Source organism: Embleya scabrispora DSM 41855, assembly GCF_000372745.1.
In the GTDB taxonomy this organism is placed as follows: domain Bacteria; phylum Actinomycetota; class Actinomycetes; order Streptomycetales; family Streptomycetaceae; genus Embleya; species Embleya scabrispora.
Genome location: NZ_KB889688.1, coordinates 73,920 through 91,633 on the forward strand (window position 1 = coordinate 73,920; position 17,714 = coordinate 91,633).

At 72.8% G+C, this 17,714-nt stretch carries 15 protein-coding genes; 5 read left to right on the forward strand and 10 right to left on the reverse strand.

Annotated elements, in window-relative coordinates:
• Positions 1-185 precede the first annotated feature (185 nt).
• The gene (locus A3IC_RS58170; protein WP_020554623.1) at positions 186-842 is read left to right on the forward strand and encodes a Uma2 family endonuclease; all 657 of its coding nucleotides are present in this window, start codon (positions 186-188) and stop codon (positions 840-842) included.
• 101 nt (positions 843-943) lie between these two features.
• On the opposite strand, the gene A3IC_RS0134400 is transcribed toward A3IC_RS58170, so the two are convergent.
• The 7 genes from A3IC_RS0134400 to icmB all read right to left on the reverse strand — a co-directional run bounded on the left by A3IC_RS0134400 (position 944) and on the right by icmB (position 9,746).
• Complete coding sequence (locus tag A3IC_RS0134400; protein WP_020554624.1) at positions 944-2,107, reverse strand: VWA domain-containing protein; 1,164 nt, start codon at positions 2,105-2,107, stop codon at positions 944-946.
• Positions 2,104-4,395 carry a DUF5682 family protein gene (locus A3IC_RS0134405; RefSeq protein WP_020554625.1) on the reverse strand — a complete coding sequence of 764 codons (2,292 nt, stop codon included), beginning with the start codon at positions 4,393-4,395 and terminating at the stop codon, positions 2,104-2,106. Before A3IC_RS0134405 ends, A3IC_RS0134400 begins: the two co-directional genes overlap by 4 nt.
• On the reverse strand, positions 4,395-5,471 hold the full coding sequence (locus tag A3IC_RS0134410; protein WP_020554626.1) for an ATP-binding protein: 1,077 nt from the start codon (positions 5,469-5,471) through the stop codon (positions 4,395-4,397). Before A3IC_RS0134410 ends, A3IC_RS0134405 begins: the two co-directional genes overlap by 1 nt.
• A gap of 112 nt (positions 5,472-5,583) precedes the next feature.
• A complete protein-coding gene (locus A3IC_RS63025; RefSeq protein ID WP_052173941.1) occupies positions 5,584-6,171 on the reverse strand; it encodes a Uma2 family endonuclease in 588 nt (195 codons plus the stop codon).
• 100 nt (positions 6,172-6,271) lie between these two features.
• A complete protein-coding gene (locus tag A3IC_RS0134420; RefSeq protein WP_020554628.1) occupies positions 6,272-7,750 on the reverse strand; it encodes a DUF5691 domain-containing protein in 1,479 nt (492 codons plus the stop codon).
• Positions 7,751-7,893: 143 nt separating this feature from the next.
• The gene (locus A3IC_RS0134425) at positions 7,894-9,246 is read right to left on the reverse strand and encodes an SWIM zinc finger family protein (protein WP_040877638.1); all 1,353 of its coding nucleotides are present in this window, start codon (positions 9,244-9,246) and stop codon (positions 7,894-7,896) included.
• Between the two features lie 89 nt (positions 9,247-9,335).
• Positions 9,336-9,746 (reverse strand): coenzyme B12-dependent isobutyryl CoA mutase small subunit, encoded by a 411-nt coding sequence (gene icmB, locus A3IC_RS0134430; protein WP_020554630.1) that lies wholly within the window; start codon positions 9,744-9,746, stop codon positions 9,336-9,338.
• Positions 9,747-10,122: 376 nt separating this feature from the next.
• On the opposite strand from icmB, the gene A3IC_RS70275 reads away from it, so the two are divergent.
• Together A3IC_RS70275 and A3IC_RS0134445 are read left to right on the forward strand one after the other, a co-directional pair.
• Positions 10,123-11,814 carry a M23 family metallopeptidase gene (locus A3IC_RS70275; RefSeq protein ID WP_020554632.1) on the forward strand — a complete coding sequence of 564 codons (1,692 nt, stop codon included), beginning with the start codon at positions 10,123-10,125 and terminating at the stop codon, positions 11,812-11,814.
• 70 nt (positions 11,815-11,884) lie between these two features.
• Entirely contained in the window at positions 11,885-12,802 is a 918-nt protein-coding gene (locus A3IC_RS0134445; RefSeq protein ID WP_020554633.1) for a glutathione S-transferase family protein, read from the forward strand.
• Positions 12,803-12,872: 70 nt separating this feature from the next.
• On the opposite strand, the gene A3IC_RS58180 is transcribed toward A3IC_RS0134445, so the two are convergent.
• Positions 12,873-13,334 carry a hypothetical protein gene (locus tag A3IC_RS58180; RefSeq protein WP_020554634.1) on the reverse strand — a complete coding sequence of 154 codons (462 nt, stop codon included), beginning with the start codon at positions 13,332-13,334 and terminating at the stop codon, positions 12,873-12,875.
• 64 nt (positions 13,335-13,398) lie between these two features.
• Entirely contained in the window at positions 13,399-14,682 is a 1,284-nt protein-coding gene (locus A3IC_RS0134455) for a PspC domain-containing protein (RefSeq protein WP_020554635.1), read from the reverse strand.
• Between the two features lie 133 nt (positions 14,683-14,815).
• Here A3IC_RS0134455 and A3IC_RS0134460 point away from each other — a divergent pair, with 133 nt between their 5' ends.
• Both A3IC_RS0134460 and A3IC_RS0134465 read left to right on the forward strand, forming a co-directional pair.
• Positions 14,816-16,078: an ATP-binding protein gene (locus A3IC_RS0134460; RefSeq protein ID WP_052173942.1), complete on the forward strand. Its 1,263-nt coding sequence runs from the start codon at positions 14,816-14,818 to the stop codon at positions 16,076-16,078.
• On the forward strand, positions 16,075-16,752 hold the full coding sequence (locus A3IC_RS0134465) for a LuxR C-terminal-related transcriptional regulator (protein WP_020554637.1): 678 nt from the start codon (positions 16,075-16,077) through the stop codon (positions 16,750-16,752). Before A3IC_RS0134460 ends, A3IC_RS0134465 begins: the two co-directional genes overlap by 4 nt.
• Positions 16,753-16,857: 105 nt before the next feature.
• Here the strand turns inward: A3IC_RS0134465 and A3IC_RS0134470 are convergent, their stop codons facing one another.
• Positions 16,858-17,529, reverse strand: a complete 672-nt coding sequence (locus tag A3IC_RS0134470; protein ID WP_425387373.1) for a C40 family peptidase — start codon at positions 17,527-17,529, stop codon at positions 16,858-16,860.
• Between the last annotated feature and the right edge of the window lie 185 nt (positions 17,530-17,714).

Below are 17,714 nucleotides of genomic sequence, written 5' to 3' on the forward strand. Positions count from 1 at the left end.
CACCTCACACCCTCGCCCCCGCCGAGTGTCGAGATCCGCCCGTTTACGCCTGTTCCACCGTGACACAGGGAACACGCCGAAACGGAACGTAACGATAGGGGTGTGGCCGATCCCACGCCGAAGCCTCCCAGCCGACAATCACACTTACCCGGAATCCCAGCCAATGAACGAACGGAGCGGACAGCATGGACGCGCAAGTCGGTCCCGACGAAGGAGCAGACGTGACAGCGCTCGCGGAGGAGGCGCCGCCGACCACGTCACTTGTGGACGTGGTCGGTGACCCGACGAAGTTCATCGCCACGCTCCCGGTTCCCCCGGGGATCCGCGTGGAATTCATCGAGGGGATTTACCGCATGGCGCCGCCCGCCGACGAGGAGCACAACTTCTGGGCGATCGACATCCTGGTCATGCTTCGGACCGCAGGCGTCGCCCACGCGGTGGCGGGAGTCGGCTACTGTCCGGAACCCGATGGTGACGGCCGCGTAACCGCGGCTTTCATCCCGGATTTCGCGGTGCAGTACCGTCGTGCCAACGCAGCCGACCTCGCGTTCCGCAAGAACCATGATGGTTGGTATCCCTCAACCATGCTTCACCTTGTCGGCGAGATCACTTCTCCGGGCAATGCCTCGATCGACCGGGAAGACAAGTACCGAGCGTACGCCCGGGCGGGGATCCCGATCTACGTGCTGATCGACCGTCGGAAACGTGAGGCGATCGCCTACTCCGAGCCGGTCGATCGTGGCGTCGACTCCGGATACAACGTCGCACATCATGTGGCGTTGGGTACCAAGCTCGAACTCCCGGATGGCCTCCCCACCCTCGACACCGCCGCGTTCACCTGACGTCTCGGGTCGCAAGCAACCACCGGTCGGCACCGTTCCGGACCATCGGACCGCCCTCTCCGGGATCGACCCACACGAGGAAGGTCGAATTCCGGGCGCTTCTACGCCTCCGGCACCGGAAGCGGCAGTCCCTGGATCGCCGCTGCCATCACCTCCGGGAACAGGTCGGGGGTGCACGCGAAGGCCGGGCTGCCGAGGGCGGCCAGCGCTGCCGCGTTGGTGTGGTCGTACGCGGGGGCGCCCTCGTCGGAGAGGGCCAGCAGGGTGACGAACGAGGTGCCGGCGGCCTGCATGGTCGCGGCGCGGCGCAACATCTCGTCCCGCACACCGCCCTCGTACAGGTCGCTGATCAGCACCACGACCGTCTCCGCCGGGCGGCCGATCAACGATTGGCAGTAGGCGAGCGCGCGGTTGATGTCGGTGCCGCCGCCGAGTTGGGTACCGAACAGCACGTCCACCGGATCGCTCAGTTGTTCGGTGAGGTCGACCACGCTCGTGTCGAAGACGACCAGTGAGGTCTTGAGCGAGCGCATCGAGCCCAGCACCGCGCCGAAGACCGACGCGTAGACCACCGAGGCCGCCATCGAGCCGGACTGGTCGATGCACAGGATCACGTCCTTGTGCACCCCGTGCCGCTGCCGCCCGTAGCCGACCAGGCGCTCCGGGACGATCGTGCGGTGCTCGGCCTGATAGTGCTTGAGGTTGGCCTTGATCGTGGCGTTCCAGTCGATGTCGTGGTGGCGCGGGCGGTTGATCCGGGCCGCTCGGTCCAGCGCGCCCTGGACCAGGCTCGTGGTGCGCTGCGCGACCCGGCGCTCCAGGTCGTCGACGACCCGGCGAACCACCGCGCGGGCGGCCTCCTTGGTGGCCTCGGGCATCAGCTTGTTGAGCGAGAGCAGGGTGCCCACCAGGTGTACGTCGGGTTCGACGGCGGCCAACATCTCCGGCTCCAGGAGCAGCCGGGTCAGGTCGAGTCGCTCGATCGCGTCCTGCTGGAGGATCTGTACGACGCCCGCCGGGAAGTGCTCGCGGATGTCGCCGAGCCAGCGGGCCACCGAGGGCGCGGAGGCGCCCAGGCCGGCCGCGCGCGGGCCGTTGCCGCGTCTGCTGCCGCGCGGCGCCGGGGTCTGTGGGCGGTACAGCGCGGCCAGGGCCCGGTCGATTCGGATGTCCTCGCCGGTGGGCCCGTAGCCGGTGCCGTCCGCATCGCCGCCGAGCAGCAGCCGCCAGCGGCGCAGACGTTCGTCGGCCGTGCTCTCGCTCATCGGGTGCTCACCTTTCGGCGTTCGAGGCCGAGGATCTCGGCCAGCAACGGCAGCGTGGCGTCCGCTCGCCCGGGGTCGAACAGGTCGGCGGTCGCGGCTTGGGCGGCGGGGTGTGCGGGGGTGCGCACCCGCTCGCCGAGCATGCGGCGTTCGGCCGCCGCGAAGGTGGCGAAGGTGCGCCGCAGCAGCGGCAGGATCTCGATGAACAGGTCGGCGGGGGTGTCGGTGATCCACTCGTCGACCAGGGCCATCAGCCGCTCGTCGTGTACGAGCAGCATGCCGCCGCCCGCCAGGAAGCCCTCGATCCAGGCGGCCGATTCGCGATGCGGAACGCCTCGGGTCAGCGCCCGGGCCAACCGCGGAGCGGCCGCCCGCGGGTCGAGCCGGCCCAGGTCGAGCAACAGTCGGGTGGCCCGGCCGGTGAGCAGGCCCGGCAGGTTTTCCCGGTCGGCCAGGCGGTCCAGGGTCGCGTACCACTCCTGCTGTTGTTCGTCGCTCAGCAGTTGTACGGCGGCGTGCACGGCGTCCAGGTGTCGGCGCATCGCCTTGGCGCCGTCGTCGTCCAGACCCGCGCAGGCCGGCAGCAGTCCGACACAGATCCGGACCACCAGGCCGGCCACCACGGTGCCCAGCGCGGAGGTGTCCGTGCCGCGCACGTCGCCGTAGCGCAGCGCGCGCACCAGCCCGGGCAGCGCCTCGGCGAGCTTGACCACGTCGGTGTCCAGCGCGGCCCGCTGGTCCAACACGCGCATGATCAGCGGCAGCGCGTCGGGCAGGTCGGCGCGCAGGCAGCGCTCGGCCACCTCGGTGACGTCGGCGAGCGATTCGGCCCGGATCGCCAGGTCGGCCGTGCGGGCCGCGGCGGCGGCGAGCACGGTGGTCCCCCACACGCCGGCCTCGGCGACCCGGATGGCCAACTCCGGCTGCCAGTCCAGGCGCCAGGTCTCGCGGAAGGTGCCCTTGCTCTCCCGGGCCCGGGCCGGCACACCCCACGGAATGTCCAGCAGGGCGAGCCGGTTGAGCAGCCGGCTGCGGTCGGCGTGCGACTCCTTGCGCAGGTCGAGTTCGAGTTCGCGGGCGGAGGGCTCGGGCTTCAGTCGCAGTCGGCGCTGCTCGCGGGACAGATCGCGCTGGAGCGGTACGGCGGGCACCGCGTCGGGTACCTCACCGATCGCATCGCCCACCACGAGGGCGTCGTGCACCAGCGCGAGCGGCCCGGTCACGCCGTCGCACATCACCGCGCGCACCGCCTCGATCGTCTCGTCCAGGCCGGCCAGCGGGCGACCGCGCAGCGCGGCCAGCGCGCTCGCGTGCCGGGTGGCCTCGATCACGTGCGCGGAGGACACCGGATGGCCCGCCTCGCGCAGCAGTGATGCGATCCGGACGAACCAGCGGGGCAACAGTTCGCGTTCGTCGGTGTTCGTGTACAGGTGTCGGTACCACCCGGGTGAGGCGACGCCCGCGCCGTAGCCGGAGCTCTGCGCCAGCCGCCGGTGTGTCCAGGGCACCCAGGTGGTCTCGATCTTGACCCTGGCCCGGTGCGGCGCCAGCAGCGCGCGGTCGGCGGCGGCCGAGGGAAGTCGGGCCAGCGCGGGCAGGTGCCAGGCGCCGCACACCACGGCGATCCGCCGGTGGCCGGCGCGGCGCGCGGACCGGATGCACTGACGCATGTGTGCCTCGCGCAGCCGCTCGACGTCGGGCTCGGCCGTCGCGTCGGGCTCGGGCTCGTCCTCGCGCAGCGCGGCCATCGCCTCGGCGAGCGCGGCGAACGGGGTCAGCGCGTCGCCGCCAGTGGGCAGCCGGTGCTCGATCACGTCCTCCCACCAGCGCTCCGGGTCGTCCTGGCCGGCCAGTCGGGCGAGTTCGGCGATCGGGTCGACCCGCGGCGGGGCGGGCGCGGCCTCCTCGTCCTCGGGCGGGGCGGTCTCGGCGCGCTCCTTGCGGGCCCGGTCGAGCGTGAAGGACACCGCGACCGGCAGGTCGACGAAGCGGATCGGCACGCCGTGCGCACCGGCGTACCGGATCGCCACCCACTCGGGGCTGAAGTCGGCGTACGGCCAAAAGCCCGCCTGCCCGGGATCGTCGGCCGCGTGCGCGAGCAGCGCGACGGGCGGTCGCATGTCGGGGTCGGCGGCGAAGGACAGCAGCACGTCCGCCTCGGGTGGGCCCTCGATCAGCACGATGTCGGGCTCGACCTGCGCGAGGGCGGCGGCCACCGCCCGGGCCGAACCCGGCCCGTGGTGCCGCACGCCCAGCAGGATCGGCGGGTCGACCGGGGGGTTCGCCATCAGGCACGGTCCGCGGCGCGGCAGGCCCGGTAGAAGTCCTGCCAGTCGGCGCGCGGACGCACCGCGGTCTCCAGGTATTCGCGCCAGACCAGGGTGTCCGCCGCCGGATCCTTGACCACCGCGCCCAGGATGCCCGCGGCCACGTCCGCCGAGCGCAGCACGCCGTCGCCGAAGTGTGCGGCCAGCGCGAGGCCGCCGGTGACCACGGAGATCGCCTCGGCGGTGGACAACGTCCCGGACGGGGTCTTCAGCTTGGTCCGCCCGTCCTCGGTCAGGCCGGCCCGCAGTTCGCGGAACACCGTGACCACACGCCGCAGTTCGGCCTCGGCGGCGGCCACCGGCGGCAGGTCGAGGGAGGAGCCGAGCTGGGCCACCCGGCGACTGACGATGTCCACCTCGGCGTCGGCGGTCGCCGGCAGCGGAAGCACCACCGTGTTGAACCGGCGGCGCAGCGCGGACGAGAGGTCGTTGACGCCGCGGTCGCGGTCGTTGGCGGTGGCGATCAGGTTGAACCCGCGCACGGCCTGCACCTCGTCGTTCAACTCCGGTACGGGCAGCGTCTTTTCGGACAGGATGGTGATCAGCGAGTCCTGCACGTCGGCCGGGATGCGGGTCAACTCCTCTACCCGGGCGACCAGTCCGTGGCTCATCGCGCGCATCACCGGGCCGGCCACCATGGCCGCGCGGCTGGGCCCGTGCGCGAGCAGTTGCGCGTAGTTCCAGCCGTAGCGGATGGCCTCCTCGGGAGTGCCGGCGGTGCCCTGGACCAGCAGCGTGGAATCGCCGCACACGGCGGCGGCCAGGTGCTCGGACACCCACGTCTTGGCCGTGCCCGGCACGCCCAGGAGCAGCAGCGCGCGGTCGGTGGCCAAGGTGGTGACGGCGACCTCGATGATCCGCCGGGGTCCGATGTACTTGGGCGAGATGACCGTCCCGTCCGCCAGCGTGCCGCCCAGCAGGTAGGTGGCCACCGCCCAGGGCGAGAGCTTCCAACGCGGCGGCCGGGGGCGCTCGTCGGCGGCGGCGAGCGCGGCCAGTTCGTCGGCGAACGCGTCCTCGGCGTGGGCCCGAAGCACACTCTGCTCAACCGGTTCAGCGGACACAGTCACGGCGCTCCCCCAAGGCTCGAACAAACCCGAACAGAACCCATCCTGCCGCCCGGGTCCGACACCTTCCGGGCCGCCGAGGTCACAGGTGATCGAGCAGGAACCCGGTCTCGATGGTCACGTCGAACGGCTCGGGCAGGCGCACCGGAGCCCCGGCCCTCACACGCTCGGTGAACGTGTACCGCCCGTCGACCGGCTCGAAGTGCACGATCACCTCGTGCTTTTGCCGATCCACGATCAGCGTCACGGGCACCTCGGCCCGCGCGTACTCGTCGGGCTTCTCCCGCAGGTCGACGCGGCGCGTACTGTCCGAAGTCACCTCGACGAACATCCAGGCCCCTGATGCGGACGTCGCGTGCCCGTCCCGAAATTCGGCCTTCTTGCGGGGATCGAGGACGACGAGGTCGGGCGTGCGTTCGGTGCCGACGCCCACCACGAAGGCAACGCCCTCCAGCACCAGGATCTCGGCCGGAAGCGCCGGTTCGAGCAGATGGCGCAAGCCCGTGAGGATCCGGGCGTACTCCCAGTCCGGCGATGCCTGCATGACCAGGCCGGCCGGAGATGCCTCCCAGCGCACGCTCTCGGGAAACTCGCCGGAATCGCGCAACATTCTCAGGGCGGTCAGGCGCAGGTTCGCCAGTGGGTCGATCTGATCCGCATCGTCGGTCACCCGCCCATCCTCTCGCGGCGAGGTCCGCCGGGCGTGGGACATACGCCCATCCACTCGGACGAATGATTCGGCCCCCGCCCGGCGCGAGCGGGCCCGCAGGTCAGTTGTCCAGGAGTTCCGCGCGCATCGTCGCCCGGTAGTGGAGGGTGTCGGCGAGGGCCCGGAACGCCTTGGGCCATTCGCCGTCCCCGGCGGCCAGGTGCTCCACGCGATCGACCACGGCCGGGTCCAGACCGCGGCCGGCCACGTCCCGGGCACCGCTGAAGCTCCACGGGTAGCCGCCGCCCTCGGCCGCGCTCGCGAGTGCGTCCAGGACCGCGTCGCCCAGCGTCGCCGGCCACGGCGCCGGGCAGTTGGTCAGCAGTTGCAGCGCCTCGGACAGCCCGTGCGCGGCGATGTGCCGGGCCACGTGTTCGGCGCACTCGGCCGCCGGCAGCACGGTCAGCAGCCGGGTGGGCGCGCCGCGCCCGGCCAGCGCCCGGGCCCAGCCGACGTCGCGCTGGAGCACCGCCGCGCGGGCCCACCCGTCCCGGACGTCCTCCGCGAACCGGCGCGGCAACACCCGCGCCACGATCTCCTCCGGGCCGGCCCCGAACACCTCCCGCCACACCGCGAGTGGCGTGGCCGCGACGATCTCGCCCAGCCACCACGAGTGGTCCTCGCGCCCGGTCGGCGACGTCTCGGCAATGCCGTCCCGCCGCATCGCCGCATCGCATCCGCTCGGCGGCACCACCAGCATCCGACCGGCGCCGCCGGGCCGCAGGCAGGCCAGGGCCCGCTCGCGCATCCGAGCCGCGAAGGCCGAGCCGGGCAGTTCGGTGAGCAACCGCGCGGCGGCCACCCGAACCACCTTCGCCCGATCGTCCAGCGCCTCCTCAAGGAACGGCTCGTCGCTCGCCGACAACCCGGTACCCAGCGCCGCCACCCACACCGCACGATCCTCGGCGGGCTCGGCGCTCCAGACCCGGGTCAGCAGCCCCCGGGCCGCGTCCGGGTCATCGGTGCGCAGCGCCTCGAACGCGGCGAGCCGCTCGCCGAAGCGCCCGTGCCGCCACAGCTCGACCGGATCGTCGGGTTCCGGCACCGCGATCCGGGTCAGCCAGGCCCACTCCGGGTTGAGCCCGGCCAGCCAGCGTCCGCGCGGGCCGGCCAGGTCGGCCACGATCTCGCGCAGATCCGTCCGCGAGCGCGCGGCCGTCAACAGCGCGGGCAACTCGGACTCGGGCGCGCGCAGTCCGGCCGCGCGGGCCAGCGCGAGCCATTCGGGCAGGAAGTCCATCCCGTCGCCCTCGAGCAGGATCCGCAGCCGCGCCCTGGCCCGCCCCGGCACCGACGGCCGCGTGTCCACCTCGGCGCACGGCGCCGGCGGCGCACCCGCCGGCGCCCGCCGCCCCGCACGCCGGTGCACCATCACGATCGCGGCCAGATCGAGCAACCGCACCGCCTCGTCCGCCCGGTCCACCCGCGCGGCCAGCGTCCCGAGCGCGTCCTGCGCGGGCAACTCCGCGGCCGGTCGCCGTCCGGTGCCCACCAACGCCGCCGACACCAGGTCGTCCCATACCGGATCCGCCACCCGCATCCGAACTCCCCTTCCGCACAGGCCGATCGGCAGTGCCGACCGACACCGGTGATGGTTTTCGGGCCCTCCCGGGCCGATCCCGCGACGCCCCCTGCCGAGACCCGAGACCGCAGTCGAGGCCGGCGGGTAGGGCGCGCGGTCGGCTACAACTGCACGGCCCGGCCCTCGTGCCACGCGGTCACCGGGACGAATCCGCGCGCGCCGTACTCGCCGAACACGGTCAGCCCCACGCCCCCGGACATCGCGGAAAGCCGCCACAACGCCTGCTCGCCGGTCCGCGCCCGATCCACCGGCAGCCAGAACCCGTCCGCGCCCGCGATCCGCCACCCCATCGGCTCCGGCACCGCGACCACGTCGGCCAGCACCACCGGCCAAGCCTCCAGCCACGGTTCGCTGCGTAGCGCCTCGGCATAGCCCAAGGTGGCCTCCTCCGGGCCGACCCCCGTCGGTTCCCCGCCCTCCACCGGCGCGCCGGCGCGCTCACCGAGCGCGGCCCGCAGCGGCACCGCGTCGTCGTGGAAGGCCGCGTCGGCCTCGATCGATCGGCCCACCGGCAACGCCAGTTGCGGCGCACGCCCCTGCGGCCCGAAGGCCAGGACGAGCGCCGGTCGGCCGGAGCGCTCGCCGCGCAGCCAGATCCGACGCTCGGTCAGATTGCCGTCCGTACTGTCCCGGCTGCCCAGCACCAGCCACCGGTCGCGCACCACGGTGCCCGCCTCGCGCGCGTTGCGCAGCACATCCTCCGCGTCCACGGTCCAGCCGATCCGCGCCCGCAGCCCGGCCACCAGGGACGGGTCCAGGTCGTCGGCGTGTTCGTGGGCGCGCAGGAGCAGCCACAACTCGGCGTAGTCCTCGAGAAGGCGGCCCGGCCAACCCTCCGCCCCGGACGCCGGTATCGCCCCGGCGGCGCGCAGCCGGGCCGCCAGCCCCGGCGCCTTGGCATCGACCATGCGCTCGGCGATGCCGTCCCACATGGCGTACCCCTCACGCTCGGTGCCCGCCAGGCCCTGCCGGACCCGGTCGGCCAGCCAGCGGCGCAACCGCTCGGCGCCCTCGGCGACCTGGGCCGTGCGCTGGTCGGCCCGCCGCCGGGCCGCGACGGGGTCGGCCGGCGCGGACCCGGCCGACGCGGCCTTCTCGGCCCGTGCCCGGCGCCCGTCCAACCACGTGTCGGCCCAGTCGGGGGCGGTCGCGTCGGCCGGCACGGCCACCGGGTCGGCAGCCCACAGGAGCAGCAGGCCCAGTGCGTGCTTGCACGGGAACTTGCGGCTGGGACACGAGCATTGCGACGCGGGGCCGGTGAGATCGACCACGGTGCGGTACGGCGTGGCACCGCTTCCCGCGCACACGCCCCACACCGCGCCGGCCCCGCCGGCGAACTCCGCGGCGCCGGCGGCCGACCATGGTCGCGGCACCGCCAACCTGCTCCCGGCCTTGCCTGACGCGACGTCAGGCGCGAGTGCCAGCACCTGTTCCGCGGTCCACCGTTCCAGCATGACGGTCACGGTACGGGCCCGCACCGACACGTGTGCACGAGCCGATCCAACGAGCCCGCCGGTTGTCCGGAACCGGGTGAAGTGCCCGCTCAGGCAGGGGTGGTCGCCACGTGCGCGTGGACCCAGTCGACGATGTCCGTGGTCGGCGCGCCCGGTGTGAAGACCGCCGCGACGCCGATCCGCTTCAGCTCCGGAACGTCCTCCTCCGGGATGATCCCGCCGCCGAACACCAGGATGTCCTCGGCCTCGCGCTCCTTGAGCAGTTCGATGACCTTCGCGAACAGCGTCATGTGCGCGCCGGAGAGCACGGACAGGCCGATCGCGTCGGCGTCCTCCTGGATGGCCGTCTCGACGATCTGGACCGGGGTCTGGTGCAGGCCGGTGTACACCACCTCGAAGCCCGCGTCGCGCAGCGCGCGCGCGACCACCTTGACGCCCCGATCGTGCCCGTCGAGTCCGGGCTTGGCCACCACGATCCTGATCGGTCCGGGAACACCCATCACTGCCTCCATATACGTAGCGAAGCCCTCGCCCGGAGCGTAGCCCGCCACCGCGACGACCTGCCCAAGGTGGTCCCGGGCCGGCCCGCGCGCCACGAAAGTCCCGCGCGAGCGCACACCCGATCGACGCGTCGTCGCGGCCGCCGCGGTCGAGCCGCACCGCCGGGGCGACACCTCGATCGCACGTGCGGGCCGGACGGTGCGACCGGTCGATCGCGGGCGCCGGCCCGCGGTTCGCCCGAGCGGGTTCGGCCGCGCCGAACCGCTTCACCCGCTCGGCGGCCTGACCTGCGGTTCTTATCGCGAGGATTGTCCTGTGAACGTCAAGAGCACTACAGTCCGATTCCGACCAGCCCCCGAGACGAAGGCGACGTAGGTGACGGACGTTCGCTATCCGAGCGAGGATCAGCAGGGTCGCTACGCCCCGGACGCCGAGGGCGCGTACTCCCCTTACGGCCCGCCCGGTTCGCTACAGGGCGGCTACGACCAGGGGTACAGCCAGGCCAACGGGTACGACGCGAACGCGTACGCGACCGGTTCCGGGTACCAGGCGGTCGACTCCTCGGGCGGGTGGAGCGTGCCGGCCGCGTCGTACGACGGATACGACGCGAGCGGGACCTACGCCGCCGTCGACTACGCCTCGTCGAACCACGCCTCCGCCGGCTACGACGCGCCGGGTTACGGCTCCGCGGCCTCCTGCTCCTCGGGTTACGACGCCTCCGGGTACCAACCCGCCTACGACTCCTCGGGATACACCGCCGTCCCGGCCTACGACGCGTACGGCCGAGCCGACGGGTCCGGGTCGCCGGACGGATACGGCAGCGGCGCGCACACCGCGGTCACGGGCGGCTACGACACCGGCACCGGCTACGACGCGACCGGCGCGTACGGCTACGCGGCGGTACCCGAAAGCGGCGCGTACGACGCCTACGACCCCCAGGGGCAGACCCGGACCTGGGCGGGCACCGACACCGCGGTCCAGACCGCGCCGGCGACGCCGTACGTCGACCCGTCCTGGGACGGCGGTTCGAACACCGGTATGTGGTACGCCGCTTCGGACACCGCCGCCTGGGAATCCGACACCTGGTTCTCCCCCGTCCCGGCGCGCGACGACGCCGACATGTGGTCCGGTGGCAACCGCTCGACGACGAACCTGTTCGACGACGGCACGACCCGCGCGCCGGTCGAGCCCGCGTTCGATCCCGGTGACCACGACGACAGCGTGCCGGCTCCGACCGACAACGAGGCCGAGCCGGCCGACGTACGGGTCGAGCCGGCCGTCGAGCGGCGGGGCCGGCCGGTCAAGGAGGCGAAGTCCAAGGACGCGAAGTCCAAGGAAGCCGCCGACAAGGCCCGAGTCAAGCGCAAACGCGCGTTCCCGCTCACCGCCGGCGCACCGCTCGCGGTGATGGGCGCGGCCGCGATGGCCGTCGCCGCGGTCGGCGGCCTGCACACGGCGGGCGCCGAGACCAAGGACGCGGACCCGGTGGCGGGCGGCGAGGACCTGCCGCTGATGTCGCCGATGGACAAGCAGTTGATGGACCTCCAGGTCGGCGCCGAGGACTTCGCCGAGCGGGCCAGCCGCACGCAAGCCCGGATCTCGCTCCAGGAGCGTCAGGAAGAGGCACAACGGGCCCAGGAAGCCGAGCGCAAGCGCAAGGAGTCCCTCAGGCCCAAGTACGTGCTCCCGGTCGCTCAGCGCGGCCTCAGCGCCTATTTCGGCTCGTCCGGCTCCCGCTGGGCGCACACGCACACCGGAATCGACTTTCCCGTCGACCTGAACACGCCGGTGTACGCGGTGATGGACGGCGTGGTCCGCACCGAGGTGAACTCGGCCTACGGCAACATGGTGATCCTGACCGCCAAGGACGGCACCGAGACCTGGTACTGCCACCTGACCCGGGCCAAGGTCCGCTCCGGCCCGGTCAAGGCGGGCGACGTGATCGCCTACAGCGGCGACACCGGCAACAGCACCGGCCCGCACCTGCACTTCGAGGTCCGCCCGGGCGGCGGCGCCCCGATCAACCCGCTCCCCTGGCTCCGGGCGAACGGCCTGGACCCGACCTGAGGACGCGCGCGCCGGGCCGGTCACGGCCCGGGAGCGGCCGGTTTCGGGCTCGGCGATCTACCGTGGACGCATGACCACTTCCGAGGCGCAGTTCACGGCCGAGTCGGGCAAAAGCGGGGAGTTCGTCCGGCAGGGCAATCGGTTCACCGGGCGACCCGACCCGGAGGCCGGCCGGTATCAGCTCGTCGTGTCGTTGGCGTGTCCCTGGGCGCATCGGGCGGTGATCGTGCGGCGCCTGCTCGGGCTGGAGGACGCGCTCGGGCTGTCGATCGTGGACCCGATCCGGGACGAGACCGGCTGGCGGTTCACCAATCACCCCGACGGGCGCGATCCGGTCACCGGCCTGGCGTTCCTGGCCGACGCCTATCGGGCCAGTGATCCGACCTACGGCGGCCGGGTGACGGTGCCCGCGATCATCGACCTGCGCACCGGCCACGTCGTCACCAACGACTACCCGCAGATCACCCTCGACCTCTCCACCCGCTGGACCGCGCTGCATCGCGCGGGCGCGCCGGACCTGTACCCGGAGCGGCTGCGCGCCGAGATCGACGCGATCAACGCGGACGTGTTCCGGGACGTGAACAACGGCGTGTACCGCTGCGGGTTCGCCACCACGCAGGAGGCGTACGAGGCCGCGTTCGACGCGCTGTTCGCCCGTCTGGACGCGCTGGAGGAGCGACTGGCCGGGCAGCGCTACCTGGTCGGCGACACGATCACCGAGGCGGACATCCGGCTGTTCACCACACTGGTCCGGTTCGACGCGGTCTACCACGGTCACTTCAAGACCAACCTGCGCAAGCTGACCGAGTATCCGGCCCTGTGGGCCTACGCCCGCGACCTGTTCCAGACCGAAGGTTTCGGCGACACGGTCGACTTCGACCACATCAAGCGGCACTACTACGTCACCCACGACCGGATCAATCCGACCGGCGTCGTGCCCAAGGGGCCGGACCCGGCGCTGTGGCACACACCGCACGGGCGCGGCTGAGGCGGGCACGGCACGACGAGGAGCGGGGGTGGGCCGACGGCCCACCCCCGCTCCTCGTGGCGCCCGGCGGCTACCCGGTCGGGTCCACGGTCGGCGGGTCCCGGTCCGGGCGCTCGTCCTCGACCACCGGGTCGGCCGCGACATCGTCCTCGGTCTCGACCGCCGCGGCCGCGTCCGGCTCGTCCCCGACCGCGTGCGGCGCACCCGGATGGGGCTCGCCCCCGACCGCCGCGCCCGCGTGCGGCCCGACCACGGCCTCCCCCGTCGGGTGGGACGCGGTCGGCGCGAACGTGGTCGCGGGCGCCACCCGGCTCATCGACGCCGTCCGCGCGGACTCGCGCGCGGGCAGCATCGCCCACAGCGCTCCCGCGAGCCCGGCCAGGCCCACCCCGATCGCCGCGGTGGCCAGGACCCACTCGGGGCGCACCGTCAGCGTGCCGGACGCACGCAGCAGGTAGGCGATCGCGATGCCCGCGAAGACGGTGCCCGCAATCAGCGCCATCGGGTCGAAGCGGTACCGGTTCAGCCTCATCGGGAATCGCCCTCCATCCGGGTCACGCTCCTGCGCCGGGTCGTTCGGGTGTCGATCGACGCGCTCATCGCGGCTCCCGCCCGTCGTCCCCGTCCAGCAGCTCGACGTCGCCGACGCCGACCTTCAGGTCGAGTGTGATCGTGCCGCGCCCGGGCCCGACCGCCGGAGCCGTGGTCTCGGTGCGCTCCGGACGGTAGCCGTCGTCCCGGCCGGTCGGCGTGCGCACCTGTCCGAGGTCGACGCCGCCCTTGAACACCACCGTGACGTCATCGGGCACCCAGACCTGGATTTGCCCGGCGCCGATCCGGGCCTTGACCGTCGCGCTGCCGCCCGGCCCGAGGTCGAGCCGCCGCAGGTCGATGTCCATCGTGCCCACGCCCAGGCGGTAGGAGGCCGGCAGCGCGGCGACCGTGGTGGGCGTGTAGGTGCGCTCGCCCGACGGGCCGGTGAGCGGCACGCTGATCGCGGTGACCGCGGTCAGCAGCGCGGTGAGCGCGAGGGCGGGCAGGATCAACAGCCGCGCCCGGCCGAACCAGGTCCCCGCGAGCAGGCCCAGGCCCACGATGCCGAGCAGGATCGCGATCGCGACGGTGAACGTCACCTCCACGGCCCCGGTGTGGTCGAGCACCCACAGCAGACCGCCGACCATGGTGGCCACCGACAGCGTGGCCAGGGACACGTACGAGCGCGGACACCTGGGCCGCTGCGGCGCCGGCGCCTGCGCGGGCGGTTCCTCGTCCCCGGACGCCGAACCCGCGCCCGGCACCTGCCACCACATCGGCGGCCCGGGCACCGTCGCGTCGTCCGGCCGGGTGTCGACCTGGGCGGGTGCCGACGCCATCGCCGCGACCCCGGCCGCGTCGACGGCGGCCTGTTGCTTCTTCTTCGTGTCGGACCACACCATGAACAGCACCACGGCGGTGATCATCAACAGCGGAACGGACGGGCCGAAGCCCGAGTCCAGGTAGGTGAAGAACAAGGCGACCCCCATGACGGCGACCACGGTGGCTGCCGACGCCCCGTAGTCGAACTTCCCGGCGAGGATTCGGCGCAGCATCGGCTGCTCCTCACCGCGGGCCGGGATCGACAGCCAGCCCAGGCTGTACACCAGTACGCCCACCCCGCCGAAGAGCGACAGCACCGCGAACACGATGCGGAAGATCACCGGGTCGAGGCCGAAATGCTCGCCGAGGCCCCCACACACGCCCGAGACCATCCGGTCCTCGGTGCTGCGCAGGAGTTGGGGGCGAATGGTCGTCGTGGGCGCCGCGGACGACCCCGCAGGGCCGCCCGGGACGTCGCCGGCCCGGTCGCCGGCCGAGATACCGGGTTTCGTGTCGTCGTTCATGGGTCCATCGTGGCGCCCCCGGGGCCCGCTTCCCATCGGGCTCGGCCCTGGCGTACCCCTGGTTCGACCCCGAGGGCGAATCAGGGTCGGGCCCTGATGCGTACGGACTTGCCGGCGTGTGACGATCGGTCGTGTGACCGCCGTATATCCACCGCCCGCCGCACCCGTCAGGCCCGCGCAGCCGATCCCCGGACTCCGGCGCGCCTCGTCGCACCGGCTCGCCGGCGGCGTCGCACGCGGCCTGTCCGACCACCTCGGTGTCGAGGTGCTGCTGCTGCGGATCGCCTTCGTCGCGCTGACCTTCTTCGCGGGGTTGGGGATCGCCTTCTACGCGGCGTTTTGGATCTTCGTACCGCAGGGCCGGGCAACTCCCGCCCCGCCCATGCGCGAACGTGGGCGGGAGCGGCATCAGGCGCTCGCGCTGATCATCGTGCTGATCGCGGCGACCATGCTCACCGGCGTGGGCGCGACCACGAGCGGGACCAAGGTCGGCGACTGGATCTGGCCGCTGCTGGTGGCCGGGCCCGGCGTGATCCTGCTGTGGCGCCAGGCCGACGAGTCGCAGCGCGATCGGTGGTTCTCGCTCGACGGCCGCAGCCGGGTGGCCGGCGCGCTGCGCACCGTCGTCGGCGCCGTGCTGGTACTGGCCGGCCTGGTGTTCTTCTCGTTCGGCCGGGGCGGCATCGGCGACGCGCTGGCCGCGATGCGCGGGGCGGGCCTGCTCCTGGTCGGGCTGCTGGTCATCTTCGGCCCGTATCTGCTCCGGCAGACCCGCGAGCTGGGCGCCGAGCGCCGGGCTCGGATCCGGGCTCAGGAGCGGGCCGAAGTGGCCGCGCACGTACACGACTCGGTGCTGCACACGCTGACCCTGATCCAGCGCCAGGTCGACGACCCGCGCGAGGTGGCCCGGCTGGCCCGCGCCCAGGAACGCGAGCTGCGCGCGTGGTTGTACCGCCCCGACGGCGAGGAGCCGGACCGCACCTTCGCCGCCGCGCTGCGCTCGACCGCCGCCGAGGTCGAGGACGCGCACGGCGTGTCGATCGAGGTGGTGTGCGTGGGAGACTGCCCGGTGGACGACAAGCTGGCGGCGCTGGTGGCCGCCGCCCGCGAGGCGATGGTCAATGCGGCGAAGTACGCGGGCGGAGCGGCGATCTCGGTGTTCGGCGAGGCCGACGAGGACACGGTGACGGTCTTCGTCCGCGACCGCGGTCCCGGTTTCGACCCGGACGGCGTGCCCGCCGACCGGCTGGGTGTGCGAGAGTCCGTGATCGGGCGCATGCGCCGCAACGGGGGCGCCGCGCACATCCGCAGCGACCTCGGCGAGGGCACCGAGGTCGAGTTGGAGATGCGCCGCGCCGACGCCGGCCGGGCCGCTGTGGGAAGGACGAACGCGTGAACGCCACCGAGATCGGCACCGAGCACCCCGAGGGGACGACCCGCACCCGGGTGGTCCTGGTCGACGACCACCGGATGTTCCGCACCGGTGTGCGCGCCGAGATCGGCGAGGCGGTCGAGGTGGTCGGCGAGGCCGACGACGTCGCGAGCGCGGTGGCCGTGGTCACCGAGACGCGCCCGGAGGTGGTGCTCCTGGACGTGCACCTGCCCGGCGGCGGCGGGGTCGAGGTGCTGCGCCAGTGCGCGTCGCTGATCCCGGCCGTGCGCTTCCTGGCGCTGTCGGTGTCGGACGCCGCCGACGACGTGATCGGAGTGATCCGCGGCGGGGCCCGGGGCTACGTGACCAAGTCGATCACCGGCGACGAGCTGATCCGGGCGATCGGCCGGGTCGGCGAGGGCGACGCGGTGTTCTCGCCGCGTCTGGCGGGCTTCGTACTGGACGCGTTCGCGGCCACCGACGTGCCGCCGATCGACGAGGATCTGGACCGACTCACCCAGCGCGAGCGCGAGGTGCTGCGGCTGATCGCGCGCGGCTACGCGTACAAGGAGATCGCCCGCCGGCTGGTCATCTCGGTCAAGACCGTGGAGACCCATGTGTCCGCCGTGCTGCGCAAGTTGCAGTTGTCCAACCGGCACGAGCTGACCCGCTGGGCGACCGACCGGCGACTGGTCTGACCCCTGCCCCCGACCGCACGCGGAGCCGGGAACAACGACAGCGCCCTCTCCCGGAACGAATCCGGGAAAGGGCGCTGTCCAGGTCCGTATGCGGGACCGGCGGGCCTAACCGGGTCGAACGGCCGCGTAGAACTGCATCGAGTTCACCGGCGCGATGGTCACGTTCTTGCCCGGCCGCGGGGCGTGAATGATCTGCCCGCCACCGATGTAGATGCCCACGTGCGAGTTGTCCGCGAAGAAGAACACCAGGTCGCCGGGCTGGAGCGCGTCCTTGGAGACCCGCTGGCCGTCGTTGACCTGGGTCCAGGTGGTGCGGGACAGCTTGACGTTGGCGGCCCTCCACGATGCCTGGGTCAATCCCGAGCAGTCGTAGGAGTCCGGGCCCACACCCCGGGGCACGTACGGCTTGCCGATCTGCGCCCGCGCGAACGCGACCGCGGCTGCCGCCCGGCCGGAAACGGGGACATTGGTGGCCGGCGGCGGCGTGTCGGGCTTGTCCCGCGAGCTGCGGTCGGTGCCACGCGTATCGGTGTTGCCCACGTGCTCGTCGGAGTCGAGGACTTCCTTCTTCTGCTTCTCGCTGAGCGTGTTCAGCAGTCGCTGGGCCTCGGCGAGCTTGGTCTGGATCTCGGTCTTGTTCTTGTTCAGCTCGGTGCGCAGCTTCTCCAGCTCGGCGAGCTGCGAGGAGGCCTCGGTGCGGTCCTGCTGGAGAACCCGGGCCTGCGCGGCGATCTGCTTCAGCTTGGCGGCCTGTTGGCCGTCGAGCTGNGNCATCATCTGCGACTTCTGCAGGTAACCCTCGGGGTCNCCGCTGAGCGCGAGCGAGAGCGACGGCGGCAGGCCNCCGNTGCGGTACTGGTTGGCCGCCAGGACACCGATCTGATCGCGCAGGGCGTTCAGCGCGGTCTGTTCCTCGGTGATCCGGGCCTGCGTCTGGTTCGCGGTGCCCTGCTGCTTGGTGA

Coding starts and splice junctions, on each gene's coding strand:
- icmB (WP_020554630.1), bottom strand. CDS start 9,746: ATGGGTGTTCCCGGACCGATCAGGATCGTGGTGGCCAAGCCCGGACTC.
- A3IC_RS58170 (WP_020554623.1), top strand. CDS start 186: ATGGACGCGCAAGTCGGTCCCGACGAAGGAGCAGACGTGACAGCGCTC.
- A3IC_RS58180 (WP_020554634.1), bottom strand. CDS start 13,334: ATGAGGCTGAACCGGTACCGCTTCGACCCGATGGCGCTGATTGCGGGC.
- A3IC_RS0134455 (WP_020554635.1), bottom strand. CDS start 14,682: ATGAACGACGACACGAAACCCGGTATCTCGGCCGGCGACCGGGCCGGC.
- A3IC_RS0134405 (WP_020554625.1), bottom strand. CDS start 4,395: ATGGCGAACCCCCCGGTCGACCCGCCGATCCTGCTGGGCGTGCGGCAC.
- A3IC_RS0134400 (WP_020554624.1), bottom strand. CDS start 2,107: ATGAGCGAGAGCACGGCCGACGAACGTCTGCGCCGCTGGCGGCTGCTG.
- A3IC_RS0134420 (WP_020554628.1), bottom strand. CDS start 7,750: ATGCGGGTGGCGGATCCGGTATGGGACGACCTGGTGTCGGCGGCGTTG.
- A3IC_RS0134425 (WP_040877638.1), bottom strand. CDS start 9,246: ATGCTGGAACGGTGGACCGCGGAACAGGTGCTGGCACTCGCGCCTGAC.
- A3IC_RS0134445 (WP_020554633.1), top strand. CDS start 11,885: ATGACCACTTCCGAGGCGCAGTTCACGGCCGAGTCGGGCAAAAGCGGG.